Source organism: Microbacterium sp. Bi121 (assembly GCF_918698005.1).
Lineage (GTDB): Bacteria > Actinomycetota > Actinomycetes > Actinomycetales > Microbacteriaceae > Microbacterium.
In genome coordinates this window covers 399940-416998 of record NZ_CAKKLJ010000001.1, presented here as the reverse complement: position 1 = coordinate 416998, position 17059 = coordinate 399940, and the positions used below count along the sequence as shown (strand labels likewise).

The window sequence follows — 17059 nt, the reverse complement described above, 5'->3', positions numbered from 1 at the left end:
AGAACGCTCAGCGCCGCGCGGTCTCAGCGCCGCGCGGTCGTGCCCCGCACGATGAGCTCGAACGGCAGCGCGCCGTGCGCGGCGGCATCGTCCGTGCCTTCGAGCTTCGCGAGCACCGCATCCGCCGCCCGCTCGCCCTGCGCGAGAGGGAACTGGTCGACCGTCGTGAGTCGGAAGAACTCGCCGAGCTCGTGGCCGTCGATGCCGACGACGGAGAGATCCTCCGGCACGCGATAGCCCAGGTCGCGCGCCGCGAGGACGGCTCCGATCGCCATCTCGTCGGACGCCGCGAACACAGCGGTCGGGCGCGGTCCAGGACGCCCGAGCAGCTGCTTCGCCGCTCGATACCCGCCGTCGACCGTGAAGTCGGCCGGCTCGAGATACGCGGACTTCGGCGTGATTCCGGCATCCGCCAGCGCCTGCTCGAAACCGAGCCTGCGGTTCGTGGGGATGTGGAAGTCGATGTCGAACTCCGGGTTCGCGCCGATGTGCGCGATCTCGGTGTGGCCGAGTGCCAGCAGATGCTCTGTGGCCAGGCGCGCGAGCGCGAAGTCGTCGACGGTCAGAGTGTCGAGCCGCGGGTTGGGCCCGCCGATCGCGATCACCGGCAGGTCGAGTGCGAGCAGCTGCTCCGTCTCCTCCTCGTCGAGCTCGATGGCGACCGCGATGACGGCATCCACCCGCTGACGACGAAGCGCGACGTCGAAGACGTCCTTGCGGACGGCTTCGTCGGCGGTGATGTTGTACAGCGTGATGTCGTAGCCCTGACGCATGAGCGCACTCGAGACACCCGAGAGCACCGTGCTGAAGAACCAGCGGTCGAGGAACGGCACCACGACGCCGACGTTGCGCGTGCGTCCTGACGCCAGGCTCGACGCCCGCGAGGACACCACGTAGCCGAGCTGCCGAGCCGCGATCGTCACGCGTTCGCGGGATGCGGCGGACACGTAGCCGCGACCGCTGAGGGCGCGCGAGACCGTGGCCGTGGACAGCCCGGCCAGACGCGCGACCTCATCGATGCTGACCATGGGCCGGTGTCAGGCCTTCGTGGTGGACAGCGTGTACCAGGCTGCGTGGTCGGTCGGCAGCGCCGTGCCCTCGAACGGCTGGCTCTGCGCGACGAAGGCCACGCCTTCGCCGAGTTCGAGCGGCTCTGCACCGAGGTTGACCGCGACGTGCAGGTCGCCTCGGCGGAAGGCGACCGCGCTCGCGCCGAGGTCCTCCCACACCAGCGAGCCGATGCCGAGCTCGCGCTCGCGACGCAGGGTGAGCAGGTGCTTGTACAGGTTGAGGGTGGATGTCGCATCCGACGCCTCGGCGTCGCGGGCGAAGGATGCCCACTCGGCCGGCTGCGGCAGCCACGAGTCGCCGGTGGTGTTGAAGCCGAACGCCGGAGCGGCGGCCTCCCACGGCAGCGGCACGCGGCATCCGTCACGGCCGTAGCGCTCGCCGTTCGTGCGGAACCACGTCGGGTCCTGACGGAACGCGTCGGGGATCTCCATGGCCTCAGGCAGTCCGAGCTCCTCGCCCTGGTACAGGTACGAGGACCCGGGCAGCGACAGCATCACGGTCGTCGCGGCGCGCGCGCGGGCGAGCCCGGTGGCCTGGTCCGGCTTGCCAGCGGACAGCGGCCCGATGCCGTCGCCCTGCGGGCTGTCGGCCGTCAGCGCCAGGCGCGACGCGTGCCGGATGACGTCGTGGTTCGACAGCACCCAGGTGCTGGGCGCTCCGACCGAGCCGAACTCGTCGAGCGATTCGCGGATGATGTCGCCGATCTTCTCAGCGTCCCACTCGGTCATCATGTACGGGAAGTTGAACGTCTGGTGCATCTCGTCCGGACGCACCCACAGCGCGGTCTTCTTCAGCGTGGGGAGCCACGCCTCGCCGCACAGGGCGCGGTCGCCGTCGTACTCGGCGAGCACCTGGTGCCAGTCGCGGTAGATGTCGTGCACGCCGTCCTGACCCCAGTACGGCACGTCCTCCTCGCCGCCGCCCATCGAGTCGGCCTCGATCGGGGGCGTGTAGTCGGGCAGTCCGTCGGCCTTGATCATGCCGTGCGCCACGTCGACGCGGAAGCCGTCGACGCCGCGGTCGAGCCAGAAGCGCAGGACGCCGCGGAACTCCTCGCGGACCTCTTCGTTCGTCCAGTCGAAGTCGGGCTGCGACGGGTCGAAGATGTGCAGGTACCACTGGCCGGGGGTGCCGTCCGGTTCGGTGACGCGAGTCCACTGCCCGCCGCCGAACACGCTCTCCCAGTTGTTCGGGGGCAGCTCGCCGTTCTCGCCGTTGCCGTCGCGGAAGATGTAGCGCGCGCGCTCCGGGCTGCCTGGTGCCGCCTGCAGGGCCTGCTGGAACCATACGTGCTGGTCGGAGGAGTGGTTCGGGACGAGGTCGACGATGACCCGGATGCCACGGGCGTGGGCCTGCGCGAGCATCTCATCGAAGTCGGCCAGGGTGCCGAACAGCGGGTCGACATCGCGGTAGTCGGCGACGTCGTACCCGGCGTCCTTCTGCGGGCTGGTCATGAAGGGGCTCAGCCAGATCGCGTCGATGCCGAGCTCCTTGAGGGAGTCCAGGCGGCTCGTGATCCCCGGCAGGTCGCCGATGCCGTCGCCGGAGGCATCGGCGAAGGAACGCGGATAGATCTGGTAGATCACGGCACTGCGCCACCACTCGGAGCCGGGCGCGGCGAACTGTTCGAGCTCTGTCATGGGGACGAGCCTACTGCAAACGCTTACAGGTGCGCTAGATCGCGGATCGAATCGGTTCGAGAGGTGCTCAGGATCAGCCGCCGATGACGATGTTCGCCGGGGTCTCGCCGCGCAGCATCCGTTCGATCTGCTTGCGGATGAGGCGGGCGATGCGCGGGTTCATCGCGGTGGATGCTCCGCCCACATGCGGTGCGATGAGGACGCCCTCGGTGGTCCACAGCGGGTGCTCGGCGGGGAGCGGCTCCGGGTCGAGAACGTCGAGCGCCGCACGGATGCGACCCTTCTCGCGTGCCAGCGCATCGGTGTCGATGAGTGTTCCGCGGCCGACGTTGACGAGCAGGGCGCCGTCGGCCAGGCGGGCGAGCATCTCGTCGTCGAAGAGGTGGTGGGTCGCGGCACCGCCGGGCAGCGTCAGGATGACGATCTGGGCATCCGCGACGAGGTCGGGCAGCTCCTCGATCGCGTGCACCTGCACGCGCCCGAGGCGCTCGTGCCACACGGGGCGGGCTGTGCGGGCGACCACGGTCAGGTCGACCTCGAACGGCTCGAGACGCAGCGCGATCGCCTCGCCGACCCCGCCGAATCCGACCAGCAGCACCTTGCGGTCGGCCAGGCTCTCGGCGAACACCGGCGACCACTCGCCGCTCTGCTGGGCGAGCACGAATCGGGGCAGCTGGCGCTGGGCGGCGAGGGTCAGTGCGACCGCGAGTTCGGCGGTGGATGCCTCGTGAACGCTCGCGGCGTTCGCGAACGGGATGCCGTCGGGCAGCACGCCTTCGACGCCGTCGTACCCGATCGACTGGCTCTGCACGAGCCCGACCTCGAGACCTGCGACGTTGCCGAGCAGCTGCGTGCTGCTGAGATACGGGGCCACCACGATGTCGATCCTCTGGCGCGGTGCAGGGGTCTGCATATCCCAGAGCTCGAGTTCCACTCCGTCGGGGAGCGCGCCGAGGTGCTCGGCGAAACGTGCGGAGGGGACGGTGACGACGAAACTCACATCTCGACCCTACCCAGTGCTGACACGGGGCTGCGTACGCTAGCGTCGGGCGCAACTACGGTGTTGTGGGGTCGAGGGCGTCAAGGACGGTGGCCGCGAGACTCTGTGCGATGTGCGTGTGGGCGAGATCTTCGGCACCAGGACCGTTTCCGTCGGCGATTAGCCTCAGCAGCTCATGGTGCTGGGCGAGGTCCTGCGTTCGCGGGGCATCCCCTTCGGGAAGCGTCAGACCGAGTCGTCGATACCTGTCGGTCTTGTCCCACAGGTCGTCGAGCATCCGGATCATCACGTCGTTACCGGATGCCGCGTACACGGTCTGATGAAAAACGCGATGCGCCTCGATCGCCTCGTCGCCGGTGCGGCGATTGACCGGAAGTAGGCGATCCGCGGCCTCGGCCATGGTCCGCAGCTGCTCGTCCGTGCGGCGCTCCGCAGCGAGTCGCATAGCGAACGGTTCGAGCGACAGCCGTGCCTCGAGCAACTGCCGCGCCTCGTCGGCGCTTACCGCGGAGACTCGCACGTCGCGGTGTGGCGACATCGTCACCAGCCCCTCGCTGGCCAGCTGGCGGACGGCCTCTCGCAGCGGCGTGATGCTCATTCCCATCGACTCCGCGAACTCGTCCTGCGACAGGCGCGCCCCCGGGGCGAGCTCGGCGGTGAGGATAAGGCGGCGCAGTTCGGCGTAGGCGAGCGCGCCCTTGCTGGAGAAGATGGCCGTCGGCGGCATGCGGTTCCACTCGATCGTTGAAGTCCGGTTGCGAGCAGTATAGTCTCGTCATATCTTATAAGATGCATCGAAGGAGGATCAGTGAAGATCACCGCCGCCTACGCCGACACCATCCCGATCAGCTCGCCGATCAGGAACGCGTTCATCGATTTCACGAAGATGGACTGCACGATCCTCGCCCTGGTCAGCGACGTCATCGTCGACGGTGCACCGGTCGTCGGATACGGATTCAACTCGAACGGTCGCTACAACGCCACGGCGATCATGAAAGACCGGTTCCTGCCGCGACTTCTCGGCGCCGACCCCGATGCCCTCCTCGATTCCGCAGGCGGACTCGACCCGGCCAGGGCGTGGGACCTGATGATGACCAACGAGAAGCCCGGTGGGCACGGCGAACGCTCTGTGGCCGTCGGCGTGATCGACATGGCGCTGCACGATCTTGCCGCGAAGATCGCGGGGGTCCCGCTGTATCGGTGGATCTCCGACAACTACGGCGACGGCGAACCCGACGAGGACGTCTTCGTCTATGCGGCGGGAGGCTACTACGCCCCCGGCAAGAGCGCCCGGGATCTCCAGGACGAGATGCGCCGCTTCCTCGACGCCGGGTACGAGGTCGTCAAGATGAAGATCGGCGGAGCAGATCTTTCCGAGGACCTGAAGCGGATCGAGTCGGTCATCGAGGTGCTCGGTGGCGACGGATCGAGACTGGCGGTTGATGTCAACGGCAAATTCGACCTCACCACCGCTCTGGAATACGGGCGGGCGATCGAGCTTTATGGGCTGTTCTGGTACGAAGAAGTGGGCGACCCGCTCGACTACGCCCTGAATGCGACGCTGGCCGAGCACTACTCATCGCCGATCGCCACCGGTGAGAATCTCTTCTCGGTGCACGACGCGCGCAACCTGCTCCGGTACGGCGGCATGCGTCCCGACCGCGACTACGTCCAGGTCGATCCGGCATTGGCCTACGGACTCACCGAGTACCGGCGCGTCCTGCACGAGCTCGACCGGCACGGTTGGTCCTCGCGCCGCTGTGTGCCGCACGGCGGTCACCAGTTCTCACTGCATATCGCCGCGGCCCTGAAGCTCGGTGGGAACGAATCGTATCCTGGCGAGTTCCAGCCGACCGGAGGCTTCACCGACGATGCGGAGATCCGCGGCAGTCGTGTCGCCCCCGGCGAGCGCCCCGGTATCGGGCTCGAGGGCAAGGCGGAGTTCTACCGCGTGCTCCGCGCACTGCACAGTTGACGCCCATGTGAGGACTGGAACATGGCCTTCGAATTGTGCGCGAATCTGTCCATCCTGATGCCCGATCTCCCGCTGCAGGATCAATTCGAGGCTGCCGCTCACCTCGGCTTCCGCTCGGTCGAACTGTGGTGGCCGTTCGATGACGCGGTGCCCGATCCCGCCGACGTCGAAGCGCTGATCGGCGCGATCGACGCCTCAGGGCTGAGGCTGGCCGGGCTGAATCTGTTCGCGGGTGACATGCCGGCCGGCGAACGCGGCATCGCGTCGCACCCGGGTCGAGAAGGCGAATTCCGTGCGAACGTCGCGGTCGTCGTCGAGATCGCCCGTCGCACCGGATGCCGTGTGTTCAACGCGCTGTATGGGGCGCGCGTCGACGGTGCGGATGGGGCAGAACAGGATCGCGTCGCGATCGAGAACCTCGCCTTCGCCGCCGAGGCCCTCGGCGAGGTGGGCGGAACGCTGCTCATCGAGCCGCTGAGCGGTACGGCGGGGTTTCCGGTGCTCACCGCGGCCGAGGGTATGCGCGTCGTCGACGAGGTCGCGCGGGCTGCGAGGTCGGGGCGGGTCGGGCTGCTGTTCGACACGTTCCATCTCACGAACAACGGCGATGATCTGGTCGAGGTGATCGCGACCTGCGGCGAGCGGATCGCCCACGTGCAGTTCGCGGATTCCCCCGGTCGGGGTGAGCCGGGTACCGGTGATGTCGACTTTGAGCGTGTCCTCGATGGGCTCGTGCGCGCCGGTTACGACGGTCTCGTGTCGTGCGAGTACGCGCCCACCGTTCCGGTCTCCGAGTCCCTGCGCTGGATCGAGGATCATCCGCGGGTGTCGTTGCCGATCTGACAATGCCGGCGACGAACCGTACGTCATTGTGCGGCCCGACGCAGGTCAGGAGTCCGCGGCCGCGGCGTGACGGACGAACTCCGCGAGGTCCTCGACGCCGCGTCGGGGACTGGCGAGTACCGGGATGCCGGTGAGCTCGGCCAATTCGTCGGCGAGCCGTGCCATCGATGCCTGTGCGAGGACGATGCGGTCCACACCCTCGGCGAGCAGTTCCCGCGCCGCATCCTTCACAGTGGCATCGTGCCCCTCGCGATCTCCGCTCATCAGCACGTTGAACGCGCCGGCGGCGAGCTTCTCGACGATCTCGATCTGCTGGCCGTCGCCGTGCGATCGGATCAGGTCCGCTGTCGGCCCGAGCGTGGTCGGCACGGTCGCCAGCACGCCGATGCGCCCCCCTGCGGCAGCGGCATCCCTGGCCATCGCGTCGTCGACCTTGATGATCGGGACGTCGACGCGATCTTTGGCGACGTCGATCGCAGGCCCCAGCGAGGAGCACGCCGAGAAGATCACATCGGCACCGGCCTGCTCGGCGGCCTGGGCGAGGTGCACCATGCGCTCGGTGCTCGCGTCGTCGATGCCGCCGTCGCGCACGACATCGGCGAGCACACCTGAGTCGACGAAGTGGACGAGCTCGTCACCCGGCAGGAGATCTGCCACGAGGTTCTGGATCTGCGGGTCGACGTTGAGGAAGACGAAACTGGTGTGGAGCATTGCGATTTTCGCCATGTCCGACCTTTCTGAGTAGGGCTGGGCTGGAGGGGAAGACGGTCAGATGGCCTGCTTGGCGCGGAGTTCAGCGATCTCCTCTTCGCTGAAGCCCGACTCACGCAGCACTTCGGCGGTGTGCTGCCCGTGGGTCGGCGGAGCCGTGCGCACGCTCGCCGGGGTCTTGTCGAGCTTGTACGGCACGCCGAAGAACTTCAGCGGGCCCACGGGTGTCGGAAGCTCCACGATCATCTCGTTGTGAAGTGCCTGCGGGTCGCGGAACGCCTCTTCGAACGTGTTCACCGGAGCGGCGAACATGTCCTCCGGCTCCATCAGATCGAGCCATTCGGCCGTGGTCCGCTTGCGCAGCGCCTCCTCGATGATCTCGGTGAACAGCTTGCCGTTCTCGACCCTGGGCCAAAACGAGTTGAAGCGCGGGTCCTCACTGAGGTCGTCGATTTCCAGGATGCGCGACAGCTGCTTGATCTGGCGGCCGCTGGACAGCGCGATGTGGCCGTCCTTGGTCTCGTAGAAGCCGTAGGGAGGCGGCGTGTACGGGCTCGCATGCGACGGCGTCGGCCGCTGCGGCTCGCCGACGTCGGTGTTCATGTTGTGCAGACCCCATTCGGCCAGCGCCGCCAGGGCGCTGTCGAACAGGCACACCTCGACCCGCTGGCCCTCACCGGTGAGAGCCCGGTGGTAGAGGGCGGATGCCACGGCGAACGCGCCGTTCATCGCGCCGAGCGTGTCGGCGAGAGCGGTGCCGACCGGAACCGGCCTGCCGGTCGCATCCCCGTTGATGCGCCCCCACCCCGTGAGGGCTTCGACGAGCACGTCCTGACCCGGTCGCTTGACGTACGGCCCGTCAGGACCATACCCGGTCGCCGACGCGTACACGACGCCGGGGTTGAGTTCCTGGCACCTCTCGTAGCCGATCCCGAGACGGTCCATCACCCCTGGCCGGAAGTTCTCGTACACGACGTCGACCTGAGGAATGAGCCGTTCGATGACCGCCAGCCCTTCGGGAGATTTCAGGTCGACGGTGATGCTGCGTTTGTTGCGGTTCGAGGCGAGGAATCCGGCCGAGTACGACTTCGAGTCCTCGTGATCCTTCCCGTACATGTTGCGCTCGCCGTAGCGGTCGTCGGGACGGCCGTCCGGGGTGAGTGAGATGCGGCGCTCGACCTTGATGACGTCGGCGCCCATGTCGGAGAGCATCTGCGTGGCGTACGGTCCCTGCATCCGCTCGGTGAAATCTAGGATGCGGATACCTGTCAGCGGTCCGGAGGGGGATGTCATCTGCATGCTTCTTTCTGTGGTGCGTGGTTGAGTTCTCGGCGCTCGGTATGCTCAGCGCGCGGTGGGTATCGCCTGGGTCGCTGTCGCCGAGGCGACCGCGCCCTTCTCGCCGCCGGGCAATGTGAGGGCCTCCGTGCGCAGCCTGCGTCGACGCCTCGATGCACGGCCGCCCGTGAGAGCGGCGCGCGGATCGATCCAGGCGTATGCGAGGTCGATGATGAGGTTGACGACGATGACCATGGCCGCGATCACGAAGACGCAGGCGAGCACGAGCGGCAGGTCGCGTCGTTCGATGGCCTGGATGAACAGGCCGCCGACTCCCGGCCATCCGAAGATCGTCTCGATGACGACCGCGCCGTTGAGGAACGAGGCGAGCTCGTCGCCGCCGACCGTGATGATCGGGATGAGGCTGTTCTTCAGCGCGTGGCGTCGCACGATCTTGCCTTCGGACATGCCCTGCGCCCTCAGCGTGATCACGTACGGCTTCTGCATCTCTTCGACGAGCGTCGAGCGCGCCACCTGGGCGAGGCGGCCCAGGGGCCTGAAGGCCAAGGCCAGGGCCGGGAGGATGACGAACTCGAGTCCGCCGAACCCGGACGTCGGCAACCAGCCCAGTTCGACGCCGAAGATGAGGATGAGCATCAGCGCGAGCCAGAAGTCGGCGATCGAGACACCGGCCAGCGAGATGGTCGTCAGCGTGCGGTCCAGGAAGCTGCCCGGACGCATGGCCGAGAGGATGCCGAGGGCGAGCGCGAGCGTCACGGCGATGACGAGCGTGACCGCCGTGAGGTAGAGCGTCGCGGGGAGTCGCCCCAGCACCAGTTCGAGCGCGGGAACCTTCTGCCAGGTGGAGTTGCCGAAGTCTCCGACGATCCATCCGGAGAACGACTCCCAGAACTGCACGATCAGAGGTCTGTTCAGGCCCATGGCTTCTCGCGTGTCCTCGTAGAGCTGCTGGCTCGCCGAGGGAGGGAGGATGAGTCTGGCGGGGTCGCCGAGCTGGTTCACGACGATCCATACGACGACGAGCACCGCCAGCAGCACCAGGACGGCGTGCAACAGCCTCTTGGCGATGTATTTGGCCAACATGGCAGCTCCTATACGATCCGGAGGTTCAGTGGACGGGGTTGCGGGACGGCTTCAGTAGACCGACGGAGTGGCGGGTTCGGCCGCCTCCTCCAATGCCGCGGCGCTGATCTCGCCCACGGCCGCGATCTGCTGCTGGATGGCCCACGCGAGCAGGCCGGCGTCCGAGTAGATGGTGACGAAGTCGAGGCCCTGGTCGAGGTAGCCGCGGGCGATGTCCCCGGCCGGCGTGTGGATACCGACGGCCAGTCCGTGCCGGTGCGCGGCATCGACGATCTTGTCGATGTTCTCCTGGAGCACCGGCGAGGTGGTGCCGGGCTTCTCGCCGAGGGCAAGCGCGAGGTCGCTGGGGCCGATGTAGACGGCGTCGAGTCCGGGCACCGCGACGATCTCGTCGAGGCGGGCGATGGCTTCGGCGGTCTCGATCATGATGATGCAGGCCACCTTCTCGACCTCGCGAGGGTCGGTGCTGCCGATCACGTCGCGTGCGCGGATGGGGCCGTACGAGCGCTGCCCGTACGGGGGGAACCGACAGGCGCGCACCGCCGCCGCGGCATCCTCAGGCGTCTCGATCATCGGGATGATGACGCCGTATGCTCCGGCGTCGAGCGCGGACATGATCGCGGCGGGCTCGTTCCATCGAGCCCGCACGATGCCGATTCCGCCGCCGGCGGTGATGCCCTGGAGCATCGGGAAGGCCGTCGAGTCGTCGATGAGCCCGTGCTGCTGGTCGACGCAGACGTAGTCGAGTCCCTGGCGTCCGGCCACTTCGGCGGCGAACGAGCCGGGAAGAGTCTGCCATCCGCCGATGACCTTGCGGCCGGTCTTCCAGGCCGCGAGAAGGGGGTTGGTGAAAGTCATGGTTGAGTCCTTAAGAAGGTGGTTCGGATCGGATGGCGGGGAAAGCGGGGTGTGGGATCGGGGGCGCCCGTCGCGTGCGCCGGGCACCCCCGATCGGACGTCAGCTCAGGGTCATCTCCTTGAGGAGGATGAACCCGTCCATGCGCGGCGTCCAGTCGAGGTTCTCCGAGAGGCCGAAGTTGAAGCTCGGGGCGCCGATCGGCACCACGGGCACCTGGTCGTACAGGTACTTGGCGATCTCCTGGAACTTCTCGTCGCGCTCATCGCCCGAGGTGGGCAGAGCTGCCTCGTACATCTTCTCGAGAGTCGGGTCGCAGTAGGCACTGGTCGCACCGCCGCACGAGTAGTAGCCGGCAACACTCTGAGCGAAGTCCATCAGCTCATTGCCGTGCTGTTGAAGACCCAGCAGACCGCGCTCCGGCGGGATGTTGTCGTAGCCGATCGTCCACTGCTCTTCGAACGCTGCGGTCTCGTACATGCCCGAGGTGGCACCGGTGAGCCCGATGGCCTTGAGCTGATCGGCGATGTACTGGATCTGCTCGTTCGCGCGGAGGATGTACCCCTCGCGAGCGTTCACCTGCAGCGGAGCGGTCACGTCCACGCCGTCGGCGGCGGCCTCTTCGACGAGCTCCTTCGCCTTCTCAGGGTCGTACGGGTACGGGTCGAGATCGGCGTATCCGACAGCGGCAGGTCCGACGATCTGGCCGAAGGTGTCGCCACCACCGCCGAGGTCGTTCATGACGACGTCCTTGTCGAACGCCATCGATATCGCCTGACGGATGCGCAGATCGCCGATCATCGGGTTCGGAGTGTCGAGCCGCAGGACGACCATCTCGACCGTGGGCGTCGACTCGCACTTCGGCGAGACTTCGCACTCCTCCGTGGTGATGCGGTTGACGAGGTTGGCCTCGTTCTGCTCCACCATGGCGGCCCGGACGGCGGTCTCGGGGCGGAAGACGTACTTCACCGATTTGATCGACTGCGTGCCGTGCGCGTCCTCCGTGTCGGTCAGGCCCCACCAGTCGGGGTTGGCCTCGAGCTCGATGCTCTGACCGCGCGTCCAGTCGACGAACTGGTACGGGCCGGTGCCGATCGGGTGCGTCTCGTACGCCTCCGGGTCGTCCTGGATCTGCGTCGGCGACGGGATCGTGACGAAGTACAGGCGCGTCGGCAGGATCGGGTCGGGCAGTTCGGTCGTCGCGTCGAGGGCGTACTCGTCCGTCGCGGTGAACGTGACCTCGGGCCCGAGGAACGTCCGCATGGCGAAGGCGTTCTCCTTGTCGAGCACGTAGTTCAAGGCGTCCGCGGCGGCCTCGGCGTTGAAGTCGGTGCCGTCGTGGAACTTCACGCCCTCACGAAGCGTGAAGCGCCAGGTCGTGTCGTCGACCTGCTCCCACGCCGTCGCGAGCTCTGGCACCAGCTCCGAGGTCTCGGGGTCACGGTTCAGGAGCCCCTCGCCGACATTGCGGAGGATCGGGTGGCCGTCGTTGGAGTACGCATTCCAGCTTGCGAGGGTGCGGGGTTCCTCGGCCAGACCGATCGTGATCGAATCGCCGCCGTCGCCTGTCCCACCGCCACCGCCATCTGTGCCGCCGGTGCAGGCGGTGAGGATCATGACTGCGGAGGCGAGAATGGCCACCGCGCCGGTCCGTGCTCGACGGAATCCGGAACGTGGCTTCTTTGCCGTTATTCGTTTCATCACCTTGCTCTTTTCTCTTGGTGCGATCCGGTCGATTGACCGGACCACGTCTTCGTGGTGCGGATTTCCTGCGGGTCAGTTCGCCGCGTCGGAGAACCTCCTGGTCGCGGCTGAATACGAGGGTTGGGAATGGGTCGCGTCGCCCGCGAGCATCTGGAAGGCGGCGACGAGGCCGCGATCCGCGAGCGGCTCCGGGGTCAGCGCGACCTTCGCGAGTCGCATTGCGAGCGGGCTCTTGCCGGCGAGCTCGGTCGCCAGCTCGTGAGCAGCCGCCGGCAGTTCCTCCGGCGCGACGACCAGGTTCACGAGCCCGCGCTGGTGCGCCTCCTCTGCGCCGACGCGCTTACCCGTGAGGATCCACTCCTTCGCGATCCCGGCGCCGACGACGGGTGCCAGCCGCTGGAGGCCGCCCGAACCGGGCAGACTGCCGAGGGTGACCTCGGGCATCGAGAACACGGCATCCGTCGCTGCGATACGAAGGTCGCACGCGAGCGCGAGTTCCATCCCTCCGCCGACGCAATAGCCCTGAATCGCTGCGATGACGGGCTTCGGGTACGTCGCGATGCGGCTCTTCGTACGAAAGTCGAGCTCCACGTACTCCTGCTCCGCCCGTCCGGAGAGCTGGCCGATCTCCCGAAGATCGGAACCGGCGCAGAACGCCCTCCCCTCGGCAGCGATCACGATCACCGCGACGTTCTCGGCGCGCTCGAGCTCGTCGAACGCCGCAGCGATCGCGCGGTGAGCGCGTGAATCGAGCGCGTTGAGAACCTCGGGACGCCGCAGCGTGATCGTCGCGATGCCCGCGGCGACGTCGATTGTGATCGATTTCTCGGCCATCAGCTCGTCGCCTTCTCCGTGAGGATCGACGCCTCTGCCGCCGCAGCGCGCCGAGCGGTGAGCTTGCGTCGCTCCTCGATCGGGTCCGGTTCCGGCACAGCGGCGATGAGGGCCTGCGTGTAGGGATGCTGTGGGTGCGAGTACAGGTCCTCCCTGGTGCCGATCTCGCGAATGGCGCCCTGCTGCATCACAGCGACCCGGTCGCACAGGTGCCGGACAGTCGCGAGGTCGTGCGCGATGTAGAGCAGCGTGAGCCCGAGCCGTGACTTCAGATCCTGGAACAGGTTGAGGATCTGAGCCTGGATCGATACGTCCAGCGACGCCACCGGCTCGTCGCATACCAGCAGCTGCGGCTTGACCGCGAGGGCTCGGGCGATGCCGATGCGCTGCCGCTCGCCGCCGGAGAACGCCGCCGCCTTGCGGCCGAGGTGGTCGGGGCGAAGGCCGACGACCTCGAGCAGTTCGGCGACCTCGTCGCGCACCACCGACTCCTTCTCACGCGGCCGGTGGATCCGGATGCCTTCGGCGATGATCTCGCTGACGTTCATGCGCGGATCGAGAGACGAGTACGGGTCCTGGAAGACCAATTGTGCGTTGGCGCGGAAGCTGCGCATCTTGCGTGCGCGCAGGCTCGTGAGGTCGACGCCGTTGAGGCGGACGGTGCCGGCGGTCGGCTCGATGAGCCTCAGCACGCACCGCGCCGTCGTCGACTTGCCCGATCCGGACTCGCCGACCAGCCCCAGCGCCTCGCCGCGCTTGACGGTGAACGAGACGTCATCGACCGCGGTGACGATCTCACCGCGTACGGAGAACTCCTTGGTGAGGTGCTCGACCTCGAGGATGTTGTCGGTCATCGCAGCACTCCCGGTTCTTCGGCCAGCCATTCCGAGAAGTGGCAGGCACTGGGGTGGGTGCCGTTGGGCGGCGTCTCCAGCGGAGGTGCGGTCTCGCGGCAGATGTCCTGCACGTAGCGGCATCGCGCGCTGAACGGGCATCCGCTGGGCAGGTTAGACGGCGATGGCGGGCGTCCGCCGATCGTTGTCAGCTTCTCGGGGATCGGGCCGTCGATGCGCGGCAGCGACTCGAGAAGACCCAGCGTGTACGGGTTGATCGAGCGGTAGTAGAGGTCTTCCGTCGACGCCTTCTCCATGACCCGCCCGGCGTACATGACCATCATGCGATCGGCGAAGCCGGCCAGGATTCCGAGGTCGTGGGTGATGAAGACGACGGCGGCGCCCTGCTCTTCAGTGAGCGTATAGAGCAGGTCGATGATCTTCGCCTGCACGCGTACGTCGAGCGCGGTGGTCGGCTCGTCGGCGATCACGAGTCGTGGTTCACCGATCAGCGCGATTGCGATCATGACGCGCTGGCGCATTCCACCGGAGAACTGGTGCGGATAGTCCCCGAACCGTCGCTCGGGGTCATGGATGCCGACCTTGGCGAGCATCTCGATCGCCCGAGCGCGTGCCTCCTTCTTCGATACGCCGCGAAGCCGGAGCGGCTGACTCACCTGGTCGCCGATCGTGCGGACCGGGTCGAGCGCCGACAGCGGATCCTGGAAGACGTACGAGATGTCCCAGCCGCGAAGAGCCCGAAGTTCGGCCGGCGGCATCTTGTTGATGTCGCGTCCTTCGAAGAGGATCTCGCCGTGAATGCTCGCCCCCTGCAGGAGGCCGAGCAGGCTCTGGGCGGTGACGGACTTGCCCGATCCGGATTCGCCGACGATGCCGACGCGTTCCTTCTCCGCGACGGTGAAGTTCATGCCGTTCACCGCGCGTACGAGGCCGTGGCTGGCATCGAACGAGATGCTGAGGTTGCGCACTTCGAGCAGCGGAGGGCGCTGCGCGTCCGTGCCCGGCTGTGGTGCCGGCGCGGAACGCGGGCGGCCGCTCTTGAGGGTGTTCATCTGAGCGCTCCTTCAGACGTGGGGGACGAGAGGAAATCTGCGGGCAGGCCGAGCTCGGCGAGGATATCGGCCGTGTCTTGCCCGTGCACAGGCGGTGGGTCGACGCGATCCTCCGTGAAGCGGGAGAACCGCATGGGGGAGGCGACGAGGGTGAGTGGCCCGTCCGGGCCGGTCACCGTCCGCAGGCGGCCGGTGTGGACGACCTGGGGATCGGCGAGGGCCTCTTCCAGGCTGTTGACCCTGGCGACGAAGATGTCAGCGGGCTCGAGGATCGACAGCCAGTGGTCTGTGGATGCCGTGCGCAGCCGCTCCTCGAGAAGCCGTTCCATCTCGGCGCGATTCTCGTTGCGCTTGTCGAACGTGTCGAATCGCGGGTCGAGGCTGAGATCGGACATCCCGATGAGCGCACAGATCTCACTGATCTGACGTCCGCTCGACAGGGCGATGTAGCCGTCTTCGGTCGCGTAGAAGCCGTACGGCGGCGGGATGTACCCGTGGCCGTGCATCGGAGTCTCGCGCACGGGCTCGCCGGGGTGGTTGTTGGCGAAGTGCACGATGTGCTCGCTCATAGCGGCCAGAGCCGAGCCGAGAAGATCGACCTCGACGCGCTGCCCCTCGCCGGTGCGATCGCGATGCACGATCGCGGCCAGCACCGCTGCGGCGCCGTTGAGGCCGCCCAGGACGTCGGTGATCGACATGCCGACGGGCGTGGCACGTCCGTCGGCTGCCTGGTTCATCGTGCCCATTCCGGAGAGCGCCTGGATGAGCACGTCCTGTCCCGGCTTGGTGACGTAGGGCCCTTCGGTGCCGTATCCGCTCGCGGAGACGTAGATGATCTTCGGATTGATGAGGGCGCAGTCGTCGTACCCGAGACCGAGTCGCTCCATGGCCCCCGGCCGGAAGTTCTCGTACACGACATCCGCCCGCGCCATCAGCGCCTGCGCGACCTCTCTGCCCTCCTCGGATTTCAGATCGAGGGCGATGGACCGCTTGTTGCGATTATTCGCCAGGAACGTCGCGCGGTACAGCGAGGTCGGCTTCGGCTGTCCGTCGATCGCATACCTCTCGTCGGCCCGACCGTCGGGTGTCACGGCGGAGCGGCGCTCCACCTTGATGACGTCGGCGCCGAGGTCGCCGAGCATCTGCGTCGCGTAGGGGCCCTGAACGCGCTCCGTGAAATCGAGCACGACGACCCCGTCGAGTGGTCCGGTCATGTCGTCTTCACCGTCGTCGTCTTCGCGAACGGAGGAGTCGTTGCATCCTTCTCCTCGGCGTTGCTTCGGCTGGTGCCCTTGTTGTTCGATCGCGCACGGAACCAGGTCGCGATGATGTTCACGCTCAGGGTGGTGAGCAGGATTGCAAGGCCGGGCACCGCCACCAGCCACGGTGCGATGGTGAGATACTCGCGACCTTCCGCGAGCATGAGGCCCCATGACGATTCCGGCGGCTGGATGCCGAGTCCGAGGAAGCTCAGCGACGCCTCGGTGAGCAGCATGACGGCCAGCTCCAGGGTCGCGAGCACGAGGATGGGGGCGAGCAGGTTCGGAAGCAGGTGCTTGAGCAGGATGCGGATGTTCGACGCTCCCAGCGATCGGGACGCCTCGATGAACAGCTCATCACGCAGTGACAGCGTCAATCCGCGCGCCACACGTGCGTAGACCATCCACCGGGTGATCGCGAGGACGAGCACGATGTTAATGAAGCTGGGGCCCAGCACATAGAGCACGAGCAGTGCGATCAGCAGCGACGGCACGCTCATCTGCAGGTCGACCAGGCGCATCATGATGTCGTCGAACCAGCCGCGGTAGTACCCGGCCAGGATGCCGATCGTGGTGCCGAGCACGCCCGAGACGATGACGCTCGCGACCCCGACCGTCATGGAAATCTGCGATCCGAGCATTAGCCTTGAGAGCTCATCGCGCCCGAGCGGATCGGTGCCGAGCAGATGGAACGCCCCGTCGGGGCCGACCGACCCCGGCGGCTTGTTCCGCATCGCGATGTCCTGCGCGTACGGATCGAAGGGCGCGATCCAGTGGACGAACACTGCGCTGATCACGACGGTGAGCAGAACGACGGTGCTCAGGGTCACCAGCTTCTCGCGCCACATGAAGCGGCCGACGGCTTTGACGATTCTCAT

At 67.1% G+C, this 17059-nt stretch carries 16 protein-coding genes; 2 read left to right on the top strand and 14 right to left on the bottom strand.

Features of this window, described 5'->3' with window-relative positions; translation table 11 throughout:
• Window positions 1-23 precede the first annotated feature (23 nt).
• The 4 genes from LQZ87_RS02015 to LQZ87_RS02000 form a co-directional block, all read right to left on the bottom strand.
• Window positions 24-1028 carry a LacI family DNA-binding transcriptional regulator gene (locus LQZ87_RS02015; protein ID WP_230101768.1) on the bottom strand — a complete coding sequence of 335 codons (1005 nt, stop codon included), beginning with the start codon at window positions 1026-1028 and terminating at the stop codon, window positions 24-26.
• Window positions 1029-1037: 9 nt separating this feature from the next.
• A complete protein-coding gene (locus LQZ87_RS02010; RefSeq protein WP_230101767.1) occupies window positions 1038-2711 on the bottom strand; it encodes a glycoside hydrolase family 13 protein in 1674 nt (557 codons plus the stop codon).
• A 73-nt stretch (window positions 2712-2784) separates the two neighbouring features.
• The gene (locus tag LQZ87_RS02005; protein WP_230101766.1) at window positions 2785-3711 is read right to left on the bottom strand and encodes a 2-hydroxyacid dehydrogenase; all 927 of its coding nucleotides are present in this window, start codon (window positions 3709-3711) and stop codon (window positions 2785-2787) included.
• A gap of 55 nt (window positions 3712-3766) precedes the next feature.
• Window positions 3767-4438 carry a GntR family transcriptional regulator gene (locus LQZ87_RS02000; protein ID WP_230101765.1) on the bottom strand — a complete coding sequence of 224 codons (672 nt, stop codon included), beginning with the start codon at window positions 4436-4438 and terminating at the stop codon, window positions 3767-3769.
• An 81-nt stretch (window positions 4439-4519) separates the two neighbouring features.
• Between LQZ87_RS02000 and LQZ87_RS01995 the strand changes: the two genes are divergently transcribed.
• Both LQZ87_RS01995 and LQZ87_RS01990 read left to right on the top strand, forming a co-directional pair.
• The gene (locus LQZ87_RS01995; protein WP_290368236.1) at window positions 4520-5686 is read left to right on the top strand and encodes a mandelate racemase/muconate lactonizing enzyme family protein; all 1167 of its coding nucleotides are present in this window, start codon (window positions 4520-4522) and stop codon (window positions 5684-5686) included.
• Between the two features lie 21 nt (window positions 5687-5707).
• Window positions 5708-6529, top strand: coding sequence for a TIM barrel protein (locus LQZ87_RS01990; RefSeq protein ID WP_230101764.1), 822 nt, complete (start codon window positions 5708-5710; stop codon window positions 6527-6529).
• Between the two features lie 45 nt (window positions 6530-6574).
• Here LQZ87_RS01990 and LQZ87_RS01985 read toward each other — a convergent pair whose 3' ends face one another.
• The 10 genes from LQZ87_RS01985 to LQZ87_RS01940 all read right to left on the bottom strand — a co-directional run bounded on the left by LQZ87_RS01985 (window position 6575) and on the right by LQZ87_RS01940 (window position 17059).
• Window positions 6575-7255, bottom strand: a complete 681-nt coding sequence (locus LQZ87_RS01985) for an aspartate/glutamate racemase family protein (protein ID WP_230101763.1) — start codon at window positions 7253-7255, stop codon at window positions 6575-6577.
• Window positions 7256-7297: 42 nt separating this feature from the next.
• Window positions 7298-8533, bottom strand: coding sequence for a CaiB/BaiF CoA-transferase family protein (locus LQZ87_RS01980; protein ID WP_230101762.1), 1236 nt, complete (start codon window positions 8531-8533; stop codon window positions 7298-7300).
• 51 nt (window positions 8534-8584) lie between these two features.
• On the bottom strand, window positions 8585-9622 hold the full coding sequence (locus tag LQZ87_RS01975) for an ABC transporter permease (RefSeq protein ID WP_230101761.1): 1038 nt from the start codon (window positions 9620-9622) through the stop codon (window positions 8585-8587).
• 51 nt (window positions 9623-9673) lie between these two features.
• Window positions 9674-10480 (bottom strand): aldolase/citrate lyase family protein, encoded by an 807-nt coding sequence (locus LQZ87_RS01970; protein WP_230101760.1) that lies wholly within the window; start codon window positions 10478-10480, stop codon window positions 9674-9676.
• Window positions 10481-10580: 100 nt separating this feature from the next.
• Window positions 10581-12119 carry an ABC transporter substrate-binding protein gene (locus tag LQZ87_RS01965; protein ID WP_230101759.1) on the bottom strand — a complete coding sequence of 513 codons (1539 nt, stop codon included), beginning with the start codon at window positions 12117-12119 and terminating at the stop codon, window positions 10581-10583.
• Window positions 12120-12254: 135 nt separating this feature from the next.
• Entirely contained in the window at window positions 12255-13016 is a 762-nt protein-coding gene (locus LQZ87_RS01960; protein ID WP_230101758.1) for an enoyl-CoA hydratase/isomerase family protein, read from the bottom strand.
• Window positions 13016-13870: an ATP-binding cassette domain-containing protein gene (locus tag LQZ87_RS01955; RefSeq protein WP_230101757.1), complete on the bottom strand. Its 855-nt coding sequence runs from the start codon at window positions 13868-13870 to the stop codon at window positions 13016-13018. Before LQZ87_RS01955 ends, LQZ87_RS01960 begins: the two co-directional genes overlap by 1 nt.
• Window positions 13867-14922: an ABC transporter ATP-binding protein gene (locus LQZ87_RS01950; protein WP_230101756.1), complete on the bottom strand. Its 1056-nt coding sequence runs from the start codon at window positions 14920-14922 to the stop codon at window positions 13867-13869. The genes LQZ87_RS01955 and LQZ87_RS01950 overlap by 4 nt, the downstream gene beginning before the upstream one ends.
• Window positions 14919-16136: a CaiB/BaiF CoA-transferase family protein gene (locus tag LQZ87_RS01945; RefSeq protein ID WP_230101755.1), complete on the bottom strand. Its 1218-nt coding sequence runs from the start codon at window positions 16134-16136 to the stop codon at window positions 14919-14921. Before LQZ87_RS01945 ends, LQZ87_RS01950 begins: the two co-directional genes overlap by 4 nt.
• On the bottom strand, window positions 16133-17059 hold the full coding sequence (locus LQZ87_RS01940) for an ABC transporter permease (protein ID WP_230101754.1): 927 nt from the start codon (window positions 17057-17059) through the stop codon (window positions 16133-16135). Before LQZ87_RS01940 ends, LQZ87_RS01945 begins: the two co-directional genes overlap by 4 nt.

Excerpts from the sequence above, each read along its gene's own strand:
- LQZ87_RS01945 (WP_230101755.1), bottom strand. The coding sequence starts at position 16,136 with ATGACCGGACCACTCGACGGGGTCGTCGTGCTCGATTTCACGGAGCGC.
- LQZ87_RS01980 (WP_230101762.1), bottom strand. The coding sequence starts at position 8,533 with ATGACATCCCCCTCCGGACCGCTGACAGGTATCCGCATCCTAGATTTC.
- LQZ87_RS01955 (WP_230101757.1), bottom strand. The coding sequence starts at position 13,870 with ATGACCGACAACATCCTCGAGGTCGAGCACCTCACCAAGGAGTTCTCC.
- LQZ87_RS01950 (WP_230101756.1), bottom strand. The coding sequence starts at position 14,922 with ATGAACACCCTCAAGAGCGGCCGCCCGCGTTCCGCGCCGGCACCACAG.
- LQZ87_RS01990 (WP_230101764.1), top strand. The coding sequence starts at position 5,708 with ATGGCCTTCGAATTGTGCGCGAATCTGTCCATCCTGATGCCCGATCTC.
- LQZ87_RS01975 (WP_230101761.1), bottom strand. The coding sequence starts at position 9,622 with ATGTTGGCCAAATACATCGCCAAGAGGCTGTTGCACGCCGTCCTGGTG.
- LQZ87_RS01970 (WP_230101760.1), bottom strand. The coding sequence starts at position 10,480 with ATGACTTTCACCAACCCCCTTCTCGCGGCCTGGAAGACCGGCCGCAAG.
- LQZ87_RS01985 (WP_230101763.1), bottom strand. The coding sequence starts at position 7,255 with ATGGCGAAAATCGCAATGCTCCACACCAGTTTCGTCTTCCTCAACGTC.
- LQZ87_RS01940 (WP_230101754.1), bottom strand. The coding sequence starts at position 17,059 with ATGAGAATCGTCAAAGCCGTCGGCCGCTTCATGTGGCGCGAGAAGCTG.
- LQZ87_RS02015 (WP_230101768.1), bottom strand. The coding sequence starts at position 1,028 with ATGGTCAGCATCGATGAGGTCGCGCGTCTGGCCGGGCTGTCCACGGCC.
- LQZ87_RS01960 (WP_230101758.1), bottom strand. The coding sequence starts at position 13,016 with ATGGCCGAGAAATCGATCACAATCGACGTCGCCGCGGGCATCGCGACG.
- LQZ87_RS02010 (WP_230101767.1), bottom strand. The coding sequence starts at position 2,711 with ATGACAGAGCTCGAACAGTTCGCCGCGCCCGGCTCCGAGTGGTGGCGC.
- LQZ87_RS02000 (WP_230101765.1), bottom strand. The coding sequence starts at position 4,438 with ATGCCGCCGACGGCCATCTTCTCCAGCAAGGGCGCGCTCGCCTACGCC.